The sequence below is a fragment of the Cnuibacter physcomitrellae genome, from assembly GCF_014640535.1.
In the GTDB taxonomy this organism is placed as follows: domain Bacteria; phylum Actinomycetota; class Actinomycetes; order Actinomycetales; family Microbacteriaceae; genus Cnuibacter; species Cnuibacter physcomitrellae.
In genome coordinates this window covers 2,609,646-2,629,576 of the sequence record NZ_BMHD01000001.1, presented here as the reverse complement: position 1 = coordinate 2,629,576, position 19,931 = coordinate 2,609,646, and the positions used below count along the sequence as shown (strand labels likewise).

Below are 19,931 nucleotides of genomic sequence, written 5' to 3'. Positions count from 1 at the left end.
TCGAGTCGGAGGCGTCGGAGGCGTCGGGGGCGCCAGCGGCCTCGGATCGCGGGGTCGCCTCGCCGCGGGTGTCGGCGCTCACAGCGTCGGCAGCTTCGCGAGGGCCTCGTCCGCTCGGTGCTCGTCGACACCCAGGGTCTCGACGAGGAAGCGGCGGCCCGTGGCGGTGTCGCCCGACCGGTACGCCCGGAAGGCCGCCTCCGCCTCGGCGATCAGCTCGGGTGTGATCGGCATGTCCTTCGCGCCGAGCTGATCGGCCAGCGCCTGTGCGGTGTCCACGCCGTAGGCGCTGCGCAGCTGCTCGGGGAGCCGGTAGCTCCCCCACGTCCCGAGATCCATCTTCTGCCTCCTGGTGCTCGGTGCCCCACCGTAGGAGGAGGACGAGGAGGACCCGAGGGGGTCGCCGGACGGAGCGATTCGGAGTAGCGGGAGCCCGCGACGTCAGCAGTGGGCGTAGACGTACTCCGGCGACTCGGGCGTCGTCAGGCCGCGGTCACGGTAGACCGTCGACGTCGGGCGGGAGGGGTCTGCGCAGATCGAGTCGAGGGTCACCGAGGGGTCGTCGGCGTACTCGATGTCGATCACGGAATCGCCGTAGACGTCGGTGTAGGCCTCGCACTCACCGTACGAGACGCACTCCTCCGCGACGGCGAAGTCGAACCCGACGTCGGACCTCAGCGCCGACGCGTACTCGGCGGAGTTCTTCTGGCCGATCGACAGCCCCATCGCGTGAGCCCGCCCGGCGTAGAGCGCCGCGAGCGCCATGGCGCCCTCCAGGCTGAGCCCGTCGGCGCGGGTGAACGAGTCGAGGTTGTCGATCTCGACGGCGTCGAACCCGCTGCCCGCGCAGCGGGCGATGTCGGCCCCGAGGACTCCCGCGATGCGCTCCCGCTTCTCGTCGCTCGAGGTGTCGAGGATCACCTCATCGGGCCAGTCCGGGTCGGTGACCAGAGCGCCGGAGGAGTCGTGGAGGAGGAGATCCTCGTCCCACCGGTCCTGCTCGCCGGGCTGCGTCTGGAACCCGTTGACGTAGCAGATCGACCACACCCCGGATGCGGGCTGGGCGGTGCTGTCGCGCGCCACGATGCCGACACCGGCCGGCGGGTCGTAGGCGCCGCCGAGCTGGTAGTCGACGAGGGCCCCCGCCGGGAACGGCGCGCCGCTCACCGCCACCGTCGGCGGCGGCGTCGCGACCGGCGGCTCGGCCCCGGTCCCGGAGCAGGCGGTCACCGCGAGCATCCCGACGGCACCCATCGCCCCCACGGCGAGGCCGGACAGCAGCGGATGCGGACGACTCACCGCCCGAGTACACCACACCCGCCCGACAGTCCCGTGAGCGGATCGTGCCCTTCCGTGGCGAGACGACCTACCGTGGTGGCATGAGCGTGCACGCCGCGACAGCATCCGCCTTCGAGTCCGGCTCCGACTCCGACTCCGACTCCAGGAGATGAGCTCGCGTCTGCGGCAGCGGATGACCGCGGCCATCGCCGTCGGCGTCGCCTCCGCCGCCCTGCTGACCGGCTGCGTCGGCGGGCTCGGCGGCGTCAGCGGCGGACCGGGCCAGGGGCAGGACGCCGAGGTCGTCGAGCAGCACCTCGAGGCGGTCGAGGGCGTCGCCTCGGCGACCGTCGAGCAGGACGAGTACTCCAGCGGGCCCTCGGCGCAGCGCACGAGCATCGTGCACGTCGCGCTCGCCGACGGCTACCGCGTCGGCGACCCCGCCGCCGCCTTCGAGTGGCTGGCGCGCACCGCCTGGGCCGTCGACGACGACGGCCCCACGACGTCCAACCTCATGTTCGGCTTGACGGACGCCGGCGGCACTCCGATCGACTGGGACTGGTCCGCGGGCGCCTTCGCCCTTGGTTCGCGGGCGCCTTCGCCCTCGGCCTCGACCCGGACGACGTCGACTCCCTCCTCGCCGACCAGGGCCTCGTCGACGTGGTCGCCTCGACGGTGCCCTCCGCCTGGGGCCCCGCCCCCGGCCCGCTGCCCGAGGCCCCCGCCGGCGCCATCGTCCCCGACTGAGCCCACCACCCCGCACGTCCCGCGTCCGAGAGACGTGCGGGGCGAGGAGTCTGGCCGGGGAGGACGTCAGATGGCGTAGGCGCCGTACTCGGCCGCCCAGTCGACGGGGATGTGGAGGTCGGATGCGTCGCCGCGGCCGAGGGCGGCGCAGACGCGCTCCACCTCGCGCTCATCGTTCCACACGTGGAACGCCACGCGGGCGCGGCCCGCGCGGGAGGACGCGACGATCCCGGCCGCCGCGAGCGCCGCCGCGTCGGCTCCGGTCGCGTCCGGCCAGGTGACGATCGCGCTCCCCGTGAGGGGCAGGCCCAGTCGCGTGCGCAGCGTATCGGCGAGCCCGCCCGTGTACGCCCGCACCTCCTCGGCCGGCACGGCCGCGAACAGCTCGAGCGACGTCGTCGCCCCCACCCACGCCTGCCAGGCGGGCGAGACGTCGAAGCGGCGAGCGTCCGGCGCGAGCGTCATCGCGGGTCCGTAGCAGGATCCCCACACGTCGTCACCGGCGTACCAGCCGGCCGCGGTCGGGACGAGCTCGTCCGCGAACGACTCGCTCACCGTCAGCAGCGCCACACCGCGCGGAGCGCACAGCCACTTGTACGCGTGGCACACGGTCGCGTCGAAGCGGAAGGCGTCGACCGGCATCCACCCCGCTGCCTGCGTGGTGTCGCAGAGCGTGCGTGCGCCGGCCGCGCGGGCGGCGGCGACGATCGCGTCAGCGTCGGCGATCTCGCCCGTCGCCGACTGCACGAGCGAGAACGCGACGAGCGCCGTGGTCGACCCGATTGCATCCGCCAGCCCGGCGATCGGCACATGACGCACCACCAGGTCGTCGCGCACGAGGAACGGGAACACCATCGAGCTGAAGTCGCCCTCGACGACGATCACCTCCGACCCCGCGCGCAGCGACGCCGCGATCATCCCCACCATCACCGACGTCTGCGAGCCGATCGCCACCCGCGACACGTCGACCCCGACGAGTCGCGCGTACGCGGCACGTCCGCGCTCGGCCCACGCCCCGTAGCCCAGCGGCGTGGTCGTCCCCGCCGACCACGCGTCGAGGTCCTCGCGCAGCGCAGCGACCGCCTGACGCGGCGGCACTCCCGAGGTGCACGCCGCGAGGTATCCGGGCCGCACGTCGAACGACTCGCGCAGCTGCTCGACCGACTTCCGCCCCACCGTGTCCGCATCCATGTCCCCATGGTCGCGGTCCGCCCATCCATCACACAACGGCAGAGTCTCGATGCCATCCATAACCTCTTGTTATCGGATGCGCTAGGGTGCGCTCATGACGCTGGTCACCACCTCCGCCGGTGCGTTCGAGCTGGACTCGCAGACGCTCCGGATCGTCCACGCCGTCGCGACGTACGGCTCGATCACCCGCGCCGCCGCCGCGCTCGGGTACAGCCAGCCCGCCGTGAGCCAGCACCTGCGCCGGGTGGAGACGCGCATGGGCATGCCGCTCGTGACCCGGGTGGGCCGCGGCATCGCGCTCACCGACGCCGGCGAGGTCGTCGCGCGGCACGCGGGCGTCGTGCTCTCGGCGCTGGACTCGGCGTCGGGCGAGCTCTCCGAGCTGTCGGGCCTGCGCGCCGGGCGCGTGCGCCTGAGCGGGTTCCCGTCCGCCTCGTCGACGGTGGTCCCGTCGCTGCTGCGGACCATGGCGGACCAGCATCCCGGGATCGAGATCGGGTACGTGGAGGCGGAGCCGCCTGAGTCGATCGCCGCCGTGCGCGACGGGTCGTGCGACGTCGCGATCGCGTTCGCGTACCCGACCGATCCGGCGGATGCGTTCGGTCGCCTCACGGAGGGCCTCGCGGTCACGACGCTGTTCCGCGACGACATCCTCGTGCTGACCCCGTCCGACCTCGAGGTGGACGCCACCTCCCTCGGCTCCCTGCACGACTCCACCTGGATCGCCGGATGCCCGCAGTGCCGCGGTCACCTGCTCGACACCTGCGCCCGAGCGGGCTTCGCCCCGTCGATCGGCTACGAGACCGACAACGCGGTCGCCGTGATGAGCATGGTCGCGGCCGGACTCGGCATCGCCATGCTCCCGGCCCTCGCCACGACGGCCTCCCCCGTCCCCGCGGGTGTCACCGCGCACCCGACCGCCGGTGAGCACCGTCTCGTGGTCGCGGTCACCCGCCCCGATGCCCGCGCCCTCCCCGCCGTCGACGCCCTCCTCACCGCCCTCACCGCGGAGCGCCCCGCCGACCGCGCCGCCTGACGCTTCGACAGCGCCGACCGGCGCCGCGCGCGGCGTTCCGGAGGCCTGGCCGCCTCATGTCGGCGGACGCTCATCACGGAATACGGCGAAGCTCGCCCGTCTACGGCGAGGGTCACCCGGATCCCGTGATGAGCGTCGGCCCACCGACGGGTACGACGCCCCGGAACCTCAGTAGACGTACTCGAGGAGGTCGGTGCCGAGGGTGCGCATCCCGTCGAGGACGGCGAGCCGGGCGGGCAGGTCGCGGTCGTTGAAGCGCATGGTCACCGCGTACGCCACGCCCGCATCCGGCCCGGTGAGGACACCCACCTCCGAGCGGATGCCGTGATCCGACCCGGTCTTGTTGAACAGCGTGAGCCCGTGGCTGAAGTCGTCGTGCGCGAGCGGGTCGAAGCCGAACGCGCTGGCCACCATCGACAGGTCGGAGCCGAGGCTGAGCCATCCGACGACGAGCTTCGACGCCATCTCGTCGGCCGCCTCGCCTCGATGAATGCGCCGGAACAGCGACGACAGCTCCCGCGCAGACCCGACGGAGAGGTGCGGGGCGTCGTCGGGCCCGCGTTCGTCGCGCACGATGTCGAGCAGGTGCGTGCGCCGGAGGCCGAGCTGCTCCCCCCGGGCTCGCACCGCGTCGAGCCCGATCCGGCGCAGGAGCACGTTGGTGGCGAGGTTGTCGTTCGTCGCGCCCACGAGGGCGGCGAGGTCGGCGATGGGCAGAGCGGGCACCTGCAGGTGCTGCCAGAGCCCGGATCCCCCCACCCGATCACCCGCGGTGCGGTTGAGGATGCTGAGCGACTCCGCTCCGGGCACGGCGCGGAGCCCGGGTCGGCCTCCCGCGGTGTCGTCGGGCGAGGCGCCGCGGGCCGGCTGGTCCCGCTCGGAGATCCGTGCGGCGACCTCGACGAGGAGGAGCACCTGGCCGACCCCGGCGGTGGGCACGGAGAGGTGGTCGTCGACGGAGAACAGCACACGCCCCGTCTCGAGGTCGAGGACCGACGCCGTCACCTGCACGCCCGAGAGGGCGAGCGCCGTCAGGGACTCGAAGCCGTGGCGGAAGATCCCCCCCGCGCTCTCGCGCGCATCCGATCGTCGTCCCCGCGGCGGAGCGTCGTCTCGCTCGTCGCGGGGCCGTCTGCGGAGTGGCTCCGACACGGCACATCCTCCCCTCGCGCCGGCGCGGATGCGTTCGGGTTGCGCAGCCGCACGGGCAGTCGGCCTCCCAGCCGACGCGGTCCTACCAGATGGTCACACGCTCAGCTGGGTCCAACCAGAGACGGTCGTTCGAGGAGACCTCGAACGCGTCGTAGAACTCGTCGATGTTGCGCACGATCTGGTTGCAGCGGAACTCGCTCGGCGAGTGCGGGTCGATGGCGAGGAGGCGGATGACCTCCTCGTCGCGCGACTTCTGCTGCCACGCCTGGGCCCAGGAGAGGAAGAAGCGCTGGGCTCCGGTGAGCCCGTCGATGACCGGCGGCTCCTCCCCGCCCAGCGAGATGAGGTACGCCTTCCACGCGATGCCCAGCCCGCCGAGGTCGCCGATGTTCTCGCCGATGGTGAGGGCTCCGTTCACGTGGTGGCCCGGCGTCTGCGCGGGCTCGAGCACGTCGTACTGCGCGATGAGGGAGCTGGTGAGCTTCTCGAACGCCTCGCGGTCCTTCTCGGTCCACCAGTCGGTGAGGCGGCCGTCGCCGTCGAACCGGGAGCCCTGGTCGTCGAAGCCGTGGCCGATCTCGTGACCGATGACCGCGCCGATCGCTCCGTAGTTGGCGGCCGCATCGCGGTTCTCGTCGAAGAACGGGAACTGCAGGATCGCCGCCGGGAACACGATCTCGTTGAACCCGGGGTTGTAGTACGCGTTGATCGTCTGGGGCGTCATGAACCACTCGTCGCGGTCGAGCGGCTTGCCGATCTTGCCCAGCTCGCGCTGGAACTCGAACTCGTTCGTCGCGCGCACGTTCGCCATCAGGTCGCCCGGGTCGATCGTGAGCGCCGAGTAGTCGCGCCAGGTGGCCGGGTACCCGATCTTGGGAGTGAACTTCTCGAGCTTCTCGAGCGCACGTTCGCGGGTCTCGTGGCCCATCCAGCTGAGCTTCCCGATCGACTGCCGGTACGCCTCGATGAGGTTCGCGACCAGCTCGTCCATCGCCGTCTTCGCCGAGGCGGGGAAGTGCTTCTCGACGTAGATCCGGCCGACGGCCTCACCCATCGCACCCTCGACGAGCGAGACGCCGCGCTTCCAGCGCACGCGCATGCTGGGTGTGCCGGTGAGGGTGCGGCCGTAGAAGTCGAAGTTCTCCTGCACGAAGTCGTTCGAGAGGTACGGCGCCGCGGAGTGGACGATCTTCCAGGCGGCCCAGTCCTTCCACGACTCGAGCGGGACGCTGGTCAGGAGGTCGACCACCCCGGTGACGAAGCTCGGCTCGCGGACGACGAGCTCGTCGAACGCATGCTCGGGAGCCCCGACCGCCTCGCGCCAGAGATCGAGCAGCGCGGTCCCGTCGACCGTGCCGGCGTCGCCGCCGAGCCCGACGAACCCGCTCCACGACTGGAGGTTGTAGGTGGCCTGCGCGTCGCGCGTGCGCACGTTGTCCCAGTGCGTCTTCGCGATCAGCGTCTCCAGGTCGAAGACGCGCTGGGCGCGCTCGGCCGCATCCGACAGCCCGGCGAGCTCGAACATGGCGCCGATGTGACGCACGTAGGCCTCACGGACCTCGGCGAACTTCTCGTCGCGGAAGTAGCTCTCGTCGGGCAGCGAGATGCCGCCCTGCTCGACGAAGACGAGGTAGCGCTCGGGGTTGCCCGGGTCGTTGTCGACGAAGAGGCGGAGCAGCCCCGAGAAGCCCTCCCGCTCGAGGCGACCCAGCGTGCGTGCGAACGCGGGCACGTCGTGGACGGCGTCGACGATCGCCAGCTGCGCCTCGATCGGCGTCGCGCCGAGGCCGTCGATACGCTCCTCGTCCATGAAGCTCGAGTAGAGGTCGCCGATCTTGCGCGCCTCGCTGCCCTCGGGGGCCGACTGCGACTCCTCGATGATCTCGTGCACCGCCTTCTCCGCCTCCTCGGCGAGGACGTAGAACGAGCCGTAGCGCGCCTTGTCGTCGGGGATCGCAGTGCTTTCGATCCACCGGCCGTTCACGTGGCGGAACAGGTCGTCCTGCGGGCGGATGCTGGGGTCGAGCTGGTCGACGTCGATGCCGGAGTCAGTCACCCGTCAACTCTACGGACCTCCACCGTCATCCCAGCGAACTCTCGGCGTTCGCCTGAGTTCCGGATGCGGTCGGCGGCCGGATGCACGACAGGCGGCCGGACTACGCTTCGGGCATGAGCACGGACGCTCCCTCCCCCAGCGGCTCTCGCGGGATCTCCCGCGAGGCGCAGTCGTCGATCTTCCGGGCCGGCATCAGCGGCGCCCGCCCTCGAGTCCCGGTCGATCCCGCCCGGCTCGCGAAGGCGGCCCGGCGCGCACTCTCGACCGAGGCGTACGCGTACCTGGCCGGTGGTGCCGGGTCGGAGCGCACGCAGGCAGCCAACCGGCGGGCGTTCGAGCGCTGGCAGGTCTGGCCGCGTCCCCTCCGCGACGTCTCCGTCCGCGACCTCTCGACGACGCTCCTCGGCCGCCGACTGCCCTCGCCGCTGATCCTGGCGCCGCTCGGGGTGATGGAGCTCGCGCATCCGGAGGCCGACCTCGCCGTGGCACGAGCGGCGGCGTCCGCGGGTGTGCCCGCGGTGCTGAGCGGGCAGGCCTCGTTCCCCATGGAGGAGTCCGCGGCCGCCGCCCCCGGCGCCCCGAGGATGTTCCAGCTCTACTGGTCCGCCTCCGACGAGCTCAACGAGTCGCTGGTCCGCCGCGCCGAGGCCTGCGGATGCTCGGCCATCGTCGTGACGCTCGACACGCACCTGCTGGGCTGGCGCACCCGTGACCTCGACCTCGGCTACCTGCCCTTCACACGGGGGCTCGGGATCGCCCAGTACACCAGCGATCCCGTGTTCCAGCGGCTCGTCGACGAGCGCGCCCGAGACTCCGCGCCCGCCGAGGCTCCCCCGGTGCGGCTGACGCCGCGCACGGTCGCCGCGGGCATCACGATCGCCCGCAAGGGGAGGCGTCTGACCGGAGGCGGCCTCCGGGAGAGCCTGCGGTCGCCGCTGCCCCGCGCGGCGGTGGAGACGTTCCTCGACGTGTTCTCGACCCCGGCCCTGACCTGGGAGCGACTGGCCCGCATCCGCTCGTGGACCTCGTTGCCCGTGATCCTCAAGGGGATCGTGCATCCGGATGACGCCGAGCGGACCGTGGCCGAGGGCTACGACGGCGTCTGGGTGTCGAACCACGGCGGTCGTCAGATCGACCGCTCGGTCCCGACGCTGGACGTGCTGCCGGAGGTCGCGGCCCGCGTCTCGGGCCGTGTCCCGGTGATCGTCGACTCCGGAGTCCGCAGCGGGGCCGACGTCGCCGTCGCCCTGGCACTGGGTGCCGACCTCGTCGCGCTCGGACGCCCGTACGCGTACGGGCTCGCCGTCGCCGGTGAGCCTGGAGTGGCGGCGGTGATCCGCAACGTCCTCGCCGAGCTCGACATCACGCTGGGTCTCTCGGGCCACACCGCCGTGTCCGAGCTCGGCCCGGCGTCCCTCCGCCGAGCCGACTGACCGGCCTGGCACGTCACCGCGACACCGAAGCGGCAGCGCGTCGATTCCGCGGGCTCAGGCCTCGAGGTCGTCGTGGAGCCGGAGCTCCTCGTGGCGACCCGACATCCGCGGAACGACCCGGTCCTCTCGCCCTCGCCAGGGGTGTCGCCGGGGCCTCCTAGGGTGGATGCGTGAGAGAGCTCGACCGCGACATCCTGCGCCTCGCGGTCCCGGCGCTCGGCGCCCTCATCACCGAGCCCCTGTTCCTGCTCACCGACACCGCGCTGGTCGGTCACCTGGGCGTCGATCCGCTCGCTGCGGTGGGTGTGGCGGGAGCCGTGCTGCAGACCGTGATCGGACTCCTGATCTTCCTCGCCTACGCCACCACGCCGGCCGTGGCGCGGAGGCTGGGTGCCGGCGACCGACCGGGTGCGATCAAGGCGGGCATCGACGGCATGTGGCTCGCTCTCGCCGTCGGCATCGTCCTGGCCCTGGTGGGCTGGCCGCTCGCACACCCGGTGGTCGGCCTGTTCGGCACCACCCCCGCGGTCGAGGCGCTCGCCGCGCAGTACCTCGGTCTCTCCCTCCTCGGCATCCCCGCCATGCTCCTCGTCATCGCGGCGACCGGCCTCCTCCGCGGACTGCAGGACACCCGCACCCCGTTGGTCGTCGCGGTCGCAGGCTTCGCGGTCAACGCCGGACTGAACGCACTGCTCATCTACGGGGCGGGCTGGGGGCTCGCGGGCTCCGCCGTCGGGACGGTCCTGGCCCAGTGGGGCATGGCGGCGGTCTACGTCGTGATCGCGGTCCGTGCCGCCCGCCGAGACGCCGTGTCGCTCCGCCCCGGCGTCGAAGGCGTCTCCGGGGCTGCGATCTCGGGCGGATGGCTCCTCTTGCGCACGGCCAGCCTCCGCGCGGCCATCCTCGGAACGGTGGCGGTGGCAGCGACGCTCGGCGTGGTCGAGCTCGGCGCCTTCCAGATCGCCTTCACCGTGTTCACCACGCTCGCCCTGGCGCTCGATGCGCTGGCGATCGCCGGACAGGCCCTGATCGGACACGGCCTCGGCGCCTCCGACGTCGAGCGGGTCCGGGCGATCACGCGACGGCTCATCGCCCACGGCCTCGTGACCGGCGTCGTCCTGGGGGTACTGCTCGCTGCTGTCGCGCCCTTCGCCGGCCCGGTGTTCACGTCGGATGCGGCGGTCCAGGCCGCGCTGACGGTCTCGCTCTGGATCCTGGCCCTGAGCATTCCTCTCGGGGCATACGTCTTCGTGCTCGACGGAGTGCTCATCGGAGCCGGCGACGCCCGCTACCTCGCCCTGGCCGGCGTCATCAATCTCGTCGTGTACGGGCCGATGCTGGCCGCGGTCGCGCTCATCCACCCCACGGGCGACGCCGGCCTGGTCTGGCTCTGGATCGCCTTCGGCTTCGGGTATCTCGGCATCCGAGCGCTCACGCTGGGCCTGCGGGCGCGCAGCGACCGGTGGATCGTCGCCGGCTCCACACGCTGATCTCGCGCGAGCGGGCCGATCAGAGCGTGATCGTGAGCCCTCGGCGCGCGATGATCACCTCTCCCGGAAAGGTCGAACGGGCCCGCACACGAGCATCCTCCTGCGTGATCGAGCCGTCGATGTGCGTCAGCACCAGTCGAGCGGCGCCGACGGCGGCAGCAGTGGCCCCTGCCTCCTCGGGGGTGTGGTGCACGGACGGCTCCGTCGGCAGCTGTGCGGCGGTGCCGGCTTCGATCAGGACGGTGGTCGCCCCGGCGAGCGCGGTGTCCACCGCGGGGCCTGGCGCGGAGTCGCCGCTGTAGCCCAGCAGCACCTCGCCGTGCTGCGCGAACGTGAACCCGAAGGCCGGCATCCCGTGCTCGACCGGAGCCCAGGCCATCTCCAGGTCGCCGACTATCGCGCTTCTCTCCTCCGCCAGGTCACGAACATCGAGCGCCTGAGGCAGGCCCGTTCGCGAGCTCGGGCCCAAGAAGGCCGCCATCGCCTCGAGCATGCCGCGAGGCGCATACAGCGGTACCGGGCGGTCAGGGCGGTCCTCCGCGAAGCGCAGGGCGTAGTAGGCCGTGAGTAGATCGGAGGTGTGATCCGCGTGCTGATGCGAGACGACGATCGCCGTCAGGTCGCGGAGCGCGATGGCCCGCTGGAGCTCGGCGAGCGTGCCGGGGCCCGCGTCGAGCCAGATCGCGGTCGTCCCCGTCTGCACGAGGTAGCCGGACGCGGGCTCGTCCGGCCGCGGATACGGCGTCGCGGAGCCCAGCACGGTCAGATCCATCCGCTACCTCTTCTCGGGCTGCTTCTCGTATTCCGTCGCGTACTCGCGGAGGAGCCGGTGCTCCTCGTCCTTGCGCGGGTAGAAGAGCACGACCACGAGCGCGCCGATCACCATGGCGATGATGCCCGTCGCGTAGGCCCAGTCCGCACCCGAGAGGAAGGACTCCCGCGCCGCCTGGACGATCTGGTCCTGGTACTGCGGATACTGCTTCGCGATCGAGATCGCTCCGTCGAAGGACTTCTGCAGCTGCGCCTGGATGCCGGAGGTCACCTCGCTCTGCACGTCGGCCGGCGCCGAGGCCACGCTCTTCGCGATGGCGGAGGCGTACCCGGCGGTCAGGATCGAGCCGAGCACCGACTGCATGATCGATCCGCCGAGATCACGCTGCAGGTCGGAGGTGCCTGAGGCCATCCCCGCCCGGAAGACGGGGACCGAGTCGGTGAGCGAGCGGGAGGACGGCGGTCCCGCGAGTCCGACGCCGAGTCCGATCAGCGCGTAGCCCACCGCGACCGGTGCGTAGCTGATGCCCACGTCCCAGAAGACGTACATCGTGAGGAAGCCGAGCAGGCAGGCGGCGAACCCGAGGAGGAAGACCGTGCGCGCCCCGAACCGGAGCACGAGTCGACTCGACAGCGGCGCCGCGAGCACCATCACGGCCGCGGCCGGGAGGATGGAGGCGCCCGACTGGAAGGCGCTGTAGCCGAGCACGTTCTGGAGGAACAGCTGGCCGATGTACATCGCGCCCATCAGCGACCCGAAGACGATGATGCCGCCGACGGCCGCCACCCAGAACGTCCTCCGGGAGGCGATCCGCAGGTCGTAGAGCGGATTGCGCGCCCTGCGCTGGCGCAGGACGAACGCGACACCCGCGACGACGGCGATCACGCCGAGCACGAGAGCGGTCGTGCCCTGTCCCGGGACGGCCGCGAAGTTGATGCCGAGCACGAGCGACGCGACCATCACCGTCGAGAGGACGCCGCCCAGGTGATCCACCGCCTCCGTCGTCTCGTTCACCTTGGCCGGGACGAGGACGAGCACCAGGACGAGCGTGACGACGCAGAGCGGCAGCGTCATGAAGAACACGGACGGCCAGTCGAACATCCCGATGAGCCAGCCGGAGGCGAGCGGCCCGAGCGCGGAGATCGCTCCCCCGAGCCCCGACCAGAGCGCGATCGCCGCGATGCGCTTGGGCCCGGTCCAGAGCGCGGCGATGAGCGACAGCGTCGTCGGATAGGCCATGCCGGCCGCGACGCCGCCGAGGATGCGGGCGAGGAAGAGAACGTCGACGCTCGGTGCGAACGCGGCCAGGAGACAGGCGGGGATGCTCAGGACGAGACCGAGCACCAGCATCAGCTTGCGTCCGTAGCGATCACCGAGCGCGCCGAGGTAGAGCACGGACCCGGCGAGGCCGAGCGAGAAGCCCACCGCCACCAGGTTGAGCGCGCTCTGCGACGCGTCGAAGGCGGCGCCGATCGACGGGAGCGCGACGTTCGCGACGGAGAGGTTGAGGTTCGCGACACCCGCCGCGAGGATCAGCGCGAGGAGCACGAGCGGCCCGCGGGCCGGAGCCGTGCCCGCGGCGGGGCGGGACGCCGCGCCCGTGCCGGTGCCGCCGGCCACTCCGCCGGTGCTGTCGGTCGCTCCGCTCATCGCCCCTCCTCGCGGGTGCGCGGCTCGACCGGTCGCGCTCGAGGGAACACTATCGCCCGGGTGCTCCCGGAGGGAGGACGATGTCGTCCGGATCCGTCCAGAACCGACCCCGGGCGATCAGACGGGCGGCGGCGCGGTCGTCGTCCCGGCGTGGAAGACGCAGGGATACCGCCTCGAGGAGACCTCGTCGCCGGCGAGCAGCGCCACCACCGTCTCTCCCGCGGCGCGACCCTTCTCCGCGACCGGCTGGACCATCGTCGTGAGGTCGTGACGGGTGAGGCCGTCGATCCGCACACCGTCGAACCCGGTCACGCTCAGCTCCCGCGGGACGGCGATGCCGAGCTCGTCCGCCGCCTGCAGCACGCCCACGGCCAGCAGATCGCTCTGCGCCATGATGGCCGTCGGCCGTCGGTCCGCGGGGACGTCGAGGAGCACCCTCGCGGCCGCGGCGCCGCCCTCGACGAAGCTGTCGGCGCAGGCGTAGGCCTCCGCATCCGGGAACACACGCCGCATTCCCGCTAGGCGCTCGCCGGTGACCACGGTGGTGATGGCCGTCTCCGCCTCCGGAGTGAGGGGCCCGGAGGCGCGCTTCTCGTCGGTGGCGAGGGTGACGGTGGCGACCCGGCGGTGGCCGAGCTCGGCCAGGTGCCGGGCGAGCTCCTCGGCCGCACCGGCGTTGTCGAGACCGATGTCGACGACGCCGTCCTCCTCGTCGCCCTCGATCGACACCACGGGGATGCCGCGCCGCCGCAACGACTCGATGATCGTGCCGAGGTGCGGGCTGCACCCCATGATCACGGCGGCGTCCACGACGGCGGATCGCACGCTCTCGCTCGTCGCGCCGGTCTCGGTGAGCAGCAGGATCCCGTTGCTGTCCACGCCGAGCCCCTCGACGATGCCGTCGAGCGTGCCGATGTTCACCGGGTCACGGAACGCCTGCAGGAGGCGCTCGTCGAAGACGACGCCGACGACGCCGGAGCGACCCTGGCGCAGTGAGCGGGCCCGCGGATCCGGGCCGCCGTAGTCGAGCTCGGCGGCGGCGGCCAGCACCCGCGACCGCGTCTCCTCGGAGACCGGGCCCGCTCCGCTGAAGGCGAGGGAGGCGGTGGAGCGCGACACCCGCGCCCGCGCGGCCACGTCGGCGAGCGTGGCGCGGCGCGCTTGCCGACCCTCGTTCATGGCGGCTACTCTAGTCGAATCGTTTCGATCGAATCGATTCGATGCTCACTTTCCCGACATCCACGGAGCACTCCATGCAGCAGCAGCTGTCCGCTCGCGGACTCCGCGCCTGGCGCAACGCGATCTTCACGATCTTCGCCCTGAGCGGTCTCTCCCTCGCCACCTGGGTGTCTCGGCTCCCCGCCGTCCGCGACGAGCTCGGCATCGACACGCTGCAGCTCGGGGTGCTCATCTTCTGCATGTCGGCAGGATCCGTCATCGGCCTCATCGCCGCACCTGTCGTGATCAACCGCATCGGCGCGAAGGCGGGAATGGTCGGCGCGCTCATCGTCGTCTCGATCGGTCTCGTCCTGATCGGGGTCGGGAGCGACCTCGCCGCCTCCTCCCCGGTGGTCGGCCTCGGGCTCGCGTTGTTCGGCTTCGGGAACGGCACGTGCGACGTCATCATGAACGTGGAGGCCGCTGCCGTCGAGAAGCAGGCCGGGCGCACGCTCATGCCGCTGATGCACGCCTTCTTCAGCTTCGGCACCGTCGCCGGCGCCGGGCTCGGAGCCCTCGCCTCCGGCCTCGCCGTCCCGATCCTCGTGCACACCACCGTCATCGCCGTCGCCATCGCCGTCACGGTCCTGGCCGTGATCCGCTTCGTGCCGTCTGGGGCCGAGGCCGACGACGCCGCGAGCGCCGCCGCCTCCGCCCCACCTCGGGTCCCGTTCCGGCAGCGGCTCGTCGACGCCCTCGCCGTCTGGAAGGACGTCCGCCTCCTCCTCATCGGAGTGATCATGCTCGGCATGGCCTTCGCCGAGGGCTCGGCCAACGACTGGCTCACCATCGCGGTGGTCGACGGCCACCACCAGGACAACACCGTCGGCGCGATCGTGTTCTGGGTGTTCACCGCCTCGATGACGGCCGGGCGCATCGCCGGCGGCCCGGTGCTCGACCGGTTCGGCCGTGTGCCCGTGCTGCGCGTCAGCGCGCTCCTCGGCGTGATCGGCATCCTGCTCTTCATCGTGTCCCCGCTGCCCTGGCTCGCGTTCGTCGGGACGGTCTTCTGGGCGCTCGGATGCTCGCTGGGCTTCCCCGTCGGGATGTCGGCCGCCGCCGACGTCGACGACCCCCGGCTGTCCGCGGCCCGCGTGAGCGCGGTCGCGATCATCGGGTACTGCGCCTTCCTCGTCGGTCCCCCCGTCATCGGCCTCCTGGCCCACCAGTTCGGCATCCTCGGCGCACTGCTGCTCATCCTTGTCCTCGTCGTCCTCGCCGGGCTCGCCTCCCCCGCCGCCCGCGAGAACCACCCCTCCCCCGTCCCCGCCCGCTGACCCACCCTGGTTTCGCTGCCTCTCTGACCTTTCGCTGCCCCAATGACCCAGCGAGACGCCAAAGAGGCAGCGGAAGCGAGGTCCGCAGCGGGTACGCTCGTCGGGTGCGTCTGGTCATTGCCACCTGCTCCGTCGACTACGCCGGACGGCTGAGCGCCCATCTCCCCCTCGCGAAGCGTCTCCTCATGCTGAAGAGCGACGGCAGCATCCTCGTGCACTCGGACGGCGGCTCGTACAAGCCGCTCAACTGGATGAGCCCGCCGTGCACGGTCGCCTCGGTCGACCCCACGCCGGAGCAGGTCGAGGTCGGCGTCACCGAGGTCTGGCGTGTGACGCAGGCGAAGACCAACGACGTGCTCGTCGTCACGCTCTACGACATCGAGCACGACAGCAGCCACGAGCTCGGCATCGACCCGGGGCTCGTGAAGGACGGCGTCGAGGCCGACCTGCAGCGCCTCCTCGCCGAGCAGATCGAGCTCCTCGGCGACGGCCACACCCTCGTCCGGCGCGAGTACATGACGGCGATCGGTCCGGTCGACATCCTCGCCCGCGACTCCGCGGGCGCCGCCGTGGCCGTCGAGATCAAGCGGCGCGGAGAGATCGACGGGGTCGAGCAGCTCACCCGCTATCTCGAGCTCATGAACCGCGACCCGCATCTGGCTCCCGTGCAGGGCGTGTTCGCCGCGCAGGAGATCAAGCCCCAGGCACGCACGCTCGCTCAGGATCGCGGCATCCGCTGCGTGGTCCTCGACTACGACGCGATGCGCGGGCTCGACGACTCGCACACCCGCCTGTTCTGACGTTCTGAATGTCCTGAGCGGATGCGCGCCCCTCCGTCTGGCCGGTTCCTGCCCTGTCCCGGGTCGCTCTCTAGGCTGGGTGGGTGGCCCGACCTGCTCCCGCCTTCCCCAAGACCTACGCCAACCGCCCCCTGAGGACGGCGCTCGAGGCGTTCGCCGCGCATCCGGACGAGTCGACGCTCGAGGCGATGCTCGACGCCATGACCCGCGGCGGTCTCGTGATCGACCTCACGGGGACGACGGATGCGGGCGACCCGCAGGCCCGCACCATCCTCTCGACCGACGGCCGACAGATCCTGCCGCTGTTCACCTCGGTCACCGAGCTCCGAGCGGCCGTCCCGCCCGCCGCGCGCAAGGCGGTCCGGGCGACGATCCTCCCCGCGCCGATCGCCCTCCGCCTCGTCGAGGGCGGAGACATCGTCGCGGTGCAGTTCGACGCGGGCTCGATCGCGCAGATCGTCACACGTCCCTTCGTCGACCGCGCTCTCGCCCGTCTCTCGCCCGACGGCGAGTGAGGCTCCGGCGGGTTCGGCCCTCTGCGCGGGCTGTGACCGCCTGGACGGAGCTCACCTCTCGCGGAGAGGGCACAACCCGCACCATCGCCCTCGTACAGGCCGCGCCGCACGCATCCGCACGGCCCCATAGGATTGCTCGGTGACTGCGCAGACCCCGACCAAGCCGTGGACGTGCATCCTCTTCGACCTCGACGGCACGATCACCGACTCCGCACCGAGCATCATCGACCGCCTCTCGCGGACGCTCACCGCGCTGGGGCGCCCGGTCCCCAGCCCGGCCGAGCTGGTCCCGTTCGTCGGCCCGCCCATCCTCGACGGATTCCGTGACGTCGCCGACATGACCCCGGACGAGGCCGTCGAGGCCCTCGAGGTGTACCGCTCCTTCGCGCTCTCGGACGGCCCTGCCGCCGAGTCGCACGTCTACCCCGGGATGCTCGGACTCATCCGCGACCTGCACGCCGCAGGCATCCCGCTGGCCCTCGCCACCTCCAAGGGAGAGGCCCAGGCGGAGCGGGTGCTCGCCTACCTGGACCTGACCGACTGCTTCAGCGTCGTGTGCGGTTCGTCGCCCGACGAGACCCGCAGCGCGAAGGCCGACATCGTCGCCGAGGCCCTGCGTCGCCTGCGTGAGCAGGGCATCGACCTGTCGCACACCGTGATGGTCGGCGACCGCTCGCACGACATCGAGGGCGCCGGCGAGCACGGCGTCCCCGTCATCATGGTCGAGTGGGGCTACGGCTCACCCGCCGAGTCGGTCGGCTCGATCGCCGTCGTCCACTCCGTCGACCAGCTCCGCGCCCTCCTCCTCTGAGCCCTCCCGCGGGGAGCGGGGCGGACCTACGCCCGGCGTCCGCTGCGACGCGCCGTCACGACGGCGATCCCCGCGAGGACGGCCATGGCCGACACCGTTCCTCCGACGAACAGGAGGAGTCCGTCGCTGCCGGTGCTGGCGAGCTGACTCCCTCGGGTGTTCGCCGACCCGGCGACCGGCGGCGTCGTGGTCACCGCCGGGGCGACCGTGCGGCCGATGAAGGTGAGACTGCGGATCGCGGACGCGACGACCTTGCCGTCCTCCGCGTACGCACCGCGAAGGGTGAGCGTGCCGGAGAAGACCCCGCCCGGTGCAGGGCCGAAGGTGACCACCAGACTCGACGTCTCGCCGGGTCGCACGATCGACGGCGCGGCAGCGCCCGCATACACGATGGGCAGACTCGCGCCGTCGGACGTGATCGCGGTGAGGCCGGCCGGATCGAACTCCAGGTCGAGCACCCCATCGTTGACGACGGTGATCGTGGCGGACGCCAGCGCTCCGGACGCGACCTCGCCCACATCGATCACCCCGTCAGCCGGGCCGACGATGGAGAAGCTGGCGGGGTCCGTCGCGATCGAGAGCCCTGTGAGCATCAACCCGTATTGACGACTCATGCCGGCGACGTTGAACTCCGCGACCGACAGACTGATCGGCATCGAAGCCGCCCCGAGGACCACTGGGGCGAAGGTCAGCGTGAACTCCCGAGATTCGCCCGGGCGCACCTCCTCACCTGAGACGACGTGGTTGTCGGTGATCGAGAAGGGGGCCGTGACCGTCGCACTGAGCGTGCTGCCGTCGATGTCGACGCTCTTGGTCCCCGTGTTGGTCACGGTGACCACCAGGCTCCTGCTCGTGCCCGACTTCACCGGTCCCACGTCGGTCGACGATATGGCGAGGACGACATCCCCCGGGGCCGCCTGGGCGACGGGGGCCGAGGCCGCTCCCGCGGCGGTCAACGCGACGAGAAGCACGGCGGCTCCGAGGCCGGCGCGGATGCGCGCACGCATGGGGTCTCCTTCGGTCGGTGCAGAGTTCGGTCTCACCGTCCCAGCCCTTCGGCATCGGGCGTTATGAGCAATCCCTACTCATGAGCCGCGGGCCGCGGGCTCGAAGGGAAGCGTCATCCGCGCTCCGTACGATGGGGGCATGGGCGACCTCTCGCTGCTCTCCTTGCTCCCCAGCGTCGTGGTGTTCGGCGTCGCGATCGCTGTCTTCGTGCTCCTCGTGGTGTGGTTGCGGCGGCGGATGGCGCGCATCCGCTCACGGGCCGCCCAGGCGCCGGCCGTGTCGGGCGCGCCCCGGCGCCAGAGCGTGGAGGAGCTCGAGCGACGTGCGGGCATCCAGCTCGTCCAGATGGACGATGCGATCTCCGAGGCGCAGGACGAGCTGGGCTTCGCCGTGGCCGAGTTCGGGGAGGCCGAGACGAGGGCGTTCGCCGAGGCGCTCGAGACGGCGCGCAGGCGGTCGTCGGAGGCCTTCGCCCTGAAGCAGAGGCTCGACGACGCCATGCCCGACACCGAGCAGCAGCGCCGCGATTGGAGCAACCGGATCGTGCTGCTCGCCGACTCCGCGGTCGCTGCCATCGCCGCGCAGTCCTCGGCCTTCGAGCGGCGACGCAGGGCGGAGACGGCGGCCCCGGCGGCGCTCGATGCCGCGGAGCGCGCGGTCGCGGTCCAGCGCGAGAGGCTCCCGCTCGCCCGGACGGCGGTGACGGAGGCGGCAGCGCATTTCGCCGCCACCGCCGTGCAGCCCGTCGCCGAGGGCATCGATCGGGCGGAGCACCTCCTCGACCAGGCGCTCCAGCGGCTCCAGGAGGCGCGGACCTCTCTCGCCGCCGACTCTCTCGCCCCCGTGTCCCGGCAGGTCGCCGCCGCGGAGTCCGACGTGCGCCGTGCGGAGCGCTTGCTCGACGCCGGGGAGGGTCTCGACGAGACGCTCGCCATGGCCCAGACCCGGCTCGACGAGGCCGTGACCGACTCGCGCCGTCGTCTCGACGAGGCCGCCCGCATCCGGGAGACGGCGACCGACCCCGGACACGTCGCAGCCATCACCGCGGCGATGACGACGCTCAGCTCCGCCATCGTCCCGGACGGCACCCTCCCGGACCCCGTGCGCACGACCGACGTCATCGCCACCGCGACCACGGCGCTCGACGCGGCGCTGGCCGTCGCGCGATCCGCGTCGCAGAGGATCGAGGCCGCCCGCGACGCCCTCGCTGGAGCTCAGCGCATCGCCGAGAGCCACATCGCCACGGCCGCGGCCTCGATCGACGGGTCCCGCGGTCGAGTCGGCGTCGACGCCAGGACACGGCTCGCAGAGGCCCGCCGCCAGCTCGACATCAGCCGCGACGAGGCCGATCCTGTCGCCGCGCTCGATGCCGCCCGACGGGCCGCGACCGCCGCCACGGATGCCGATGCCCTGGCCGTCTACGACGCCACCCTGCGCTGAGGGTTATCCCCACCACTTTCCACAGCTGTGGGGACGGCACGACGGCGTTTTCCCCAT

At 72.0% G+C, this 19,931-nt stretch carries 18 protein-coding genes; 9 read left to right on the top strand and 9 right to left on the bottom strand.

Annotated elements, in window-relative coordinates:
• Positions 1 to 78: 78 nt before the first annotated feature.
• Both IEX69_RS12395 and IEX69_RS12390 read right to left on the bottom strand, forming a co-directional pair.
• Positions 79 to 339 (bottom strand): hypothetical protein, encoded by a 261-nt coding sequence (locus tag IEX69_RS12395; RefSeq protein WP_085017646.1) that lies wholly within the window; start codon positions 337 to 339, stop codon positions 79 to 81.
• A 102-nt stretch (positions 340 to 441) separates the two neighbouring features.
• Positions 442 to 1,299 carry an endo alpha-1,4 polygalactosaminidase gene (locus IEX69_RS12390; protein ID WP_229756336.1) on the bottom strand — a complete coding sequence of 286 codons (858 nt, stop codon included), beginning with the start codon at positions 1,297 to 1,299 and terminating at the stop codon, positions 442 to 444.
• Between the two features lie 148 nt (positions 1,300 to 1,447).
• On the opposite strand from IEX69_RS12390, the gene IEX69_RS12385 reads away from it, so the two are divergent.
• Positions 1,448 to 2,104: a hypothetical protein gene (locus IEX69_RS12385; protein WP_157127041.1), complete on the top strand. Its 657-nt coding sequence runs from the start codon at positions 1,448 to 1,450 to the stop codon at positions 2,102 to 2,104.
• Here the strand turns inward: IEX69_RS12385 and IEX69_RS12380 are convergent.
• A complete protein-coding gene (locus tag IEX69_RS12380) occupies positions 2,092 to 3,216 on the bottom strand; it encodes an aminotransferase class V-fold PLP-dependent enzyme (protein ID WP_085017644.1) in 1,125 nt (374 codons plus the stop codon). The genes IEX69_RS12385 and IEX69_RS12380 overlap by 13 nt on opposite strands.
• A 94-nt stretch (positions 3,217 to 3,310) precedes the next feature.
• Between IEX69_RS12380 and IEX69_RS12375 the strand changes: the two genes are divergently transcribed.
• Positions 3,311 to 4,252, top strand: coding sequence for a LysR family transcriptional regulator (locus tag IEX69_RS12375; protein WP_085017643.1), 942 nt, complete (start codon positions 3,311 to 3,313; stop codon positions 4,250 to 4,252).
• 168 nt (positions 4,253 to 4,420) lie between these two features.
• Here IEX69_RS12375 and IEX69_RS12370 read toward each other — a convergent pair whose 3' ends face one another.
• Positions 4,421 to 5,404 (bottom strand): serine hydrolase, encoded by a 984-nt coding sequence (locus IEX69_RS12370; protein WP_229756335.1) that lies wholly within the window; start codon positions 5,402 to 5,404, stop codon positions 4,421 to 4,423.
• 82 nt (positions 5,405 to 5,486) lie between these two features.
• Positions 5,487 to 7,460: a M13 family metallopeptidase gene (locus tag IEX69_RS12365; protein WP_085017642.1), complete on the bottom strand. Its 1,974-nt coding sequence runs from the start codon at positions 7,458 to 7,460 to the stop codon at positions 5,487 to 5,489.
• A gap of 113 nt (positions 7,461 to 7,573) precedes the next feature.
• On the opposite strand from IEX69_RS12365, the gene IEX69_RS12360 reads away from it, so the two are divergent.
• Together IEX69_RS12360 and IEX69_RS12355 are read left to right on the top strand one after the other, a co-directional pair.
• Positions 7,574 to 8,893: an alpha-hydroxy-acid oxidizing protein gene (locus IEX69_RS12360; protein WP_157127040.1), complete on the top strand. Its 1,320-nt coding sequence runs from the start codon at positions 7,574 to 7,576 to the stop codon at positions 8,891 to 8,893.
• A 170-nt stretch (positions 8,894 to 9,063) separates the two neighbouring features.
• The gene (locus tag IEX69_RS12355) at positions 9,064 to 10,383 is read left to right on the top strand and encodes an MATE family efflux transporter (protein ID WP_085017640.1); all 1,320 of its coding nucleotides are present in this window, start codon (positions 9,064 to 9,066) and stop codon (positions 10,381 to 10,383) included.
• Between the two features lie 19 nt (positions 10,384 to 10,402).
• Here IEX69_RS12355 and IEX69_RS12350 read toward each other — a convergent pair whose 3' ends face one another.
• From IEX69_RS12350 to IEX69_RS12340, 3 genes are all read right to left on the bottom strand, one after another.
• Positions 10,403 to 11,155, bottom strand: a complete 753-nt coding sequence (locus IEX69_RS12350) for an MBL fold metallo-hydrolase (protein ID WP_085017639.1) — start codon at positions 11,153 to 11,155, stop codon at positions 10,403 to 10,405.
• A gap of 3 nt (positions 11,156 to 11,158) precedes the next feature.
• Positions 11,159 to 12,805 carry an MFS transporter gene (locus IEX69_RS12345; RefSeq protein ID WP_085017638.1) on the bottom strand — a complete coding sequence of 549 codons (1,647 nt, stop codon included), beginning with the start codon at positions 12,803 to 12,805 and terminating at the stop codon, positions 11,159 to 11,161.
• A 117-nt stretch (positions 12,806 to 12,922) separates the two neighbouring features.
• Entirely contained in the window at positions 12,923 to 13,984 is a 1,062-nt protein-coding gene (locus tag IEX69_RS12340) for a LacI family DNA-binding transcriptional regulator (RefSeq protein ID WP_085017637.1), read from the bottom strand.
• A 41-nt stretch (positions 13,985 to 14,025) separates the two neighbouring features.
• Here IEX69_RS12340 and IEX69_RS12335 point away from each other — a divergent pair, with 41 nt between their 5' ends.
• The 4 genes from IEX69_RS12335 to IEX69_RS12320 all read left to right on the top strand — a co-directional run bounded on the left by IEX69_RS12335 (position 14,026) and on the right by IEX69_RS12320 (position 17,426).
• Positions 14,026 to 15,300, top strand: a complete 1,275-nt coding sequence (locus IEX69_RS12335; RefSeq protein ID WP_229756334.1) for an MFS transporter — start codon at positions 14,026 to 14,028, stop codon at positions 15,298 to 15,300.
• 104 nt (positions 15,301 to 15,404) lie between these two features.
• Positions 15,405 to 16,100 carry an endonuclease NucS gene (gene nucS, locus IEX69_RS12330; protein WP_085017635.1) on the top strand — a complete coding sequence of 232 codons (696 nt, stop codon included), beginning with the start codon at positions 15,405 to 15,407 and terminating at the stop codon, positions 16,098 to 16,100.
• A gap of 83 nt (positions 16,101 to 16,183) precedes the next feature.
• Positions 16,184 to 16,615 (top strand): SseB family protein, encoded by a 432-nt coding sequence (locus tag IEX69_RS12325; protein ID WP_085017634.1) that lies wholly within the window; start codon positions 16,184 to 16,186, stop codon positions 16,613 to 16,615.
• Between the two features lie 139 nt (positions 16,616 to 16,754).
• Entirely contained in the window at positions 16,755 to 17,426 is a 672-nt protein-coding gene (locus tag IEX69_RS12320) for an HAD hydrolase-like protein (RefSeq protein ID WP_085017633.1), read from the top strand.
• A gap of 26 nt (positions 17,427 to 17,452) precedes the next feature.
• On the opposite strand, the gene IEX69_RS12315 is transcribed toward IEX69_RS12320, so the two are convergent.
• Positions 17,453 to 18,433: a choice-of-anchor D domain-containing protein gene (locus IEX69_RS12315; RefSeq protein ID WP_085017632.1), complete on the bottom strand. Its 981-nt coding sequence runs from the start codon at positions 18,431 to 18,433 to the stop codon at positions 17,453 to 17,455.
• A gap of 139 nt (positions 18,434 to 18,572) precedes the next feature.
• On the opposite strand from IEX69_RS12315, the gene IEX69_RS12310 reads away from it, so the two are divergent.
• Positions 18,573 to 19,874: a coiled-coil domain-containing protein gene (locus IEX69_RS12310; protein ID WP_085017631.1), complete on the top strand. Its 1,302-nt coding sequence runs from the start codon at positions 18,573 to 18,575 to the stop codon at positions 19,872 to 19,874.
• The last annotated feature ends 57 nt before the right edge of the window (positions 19,875 to 19,931 follow it).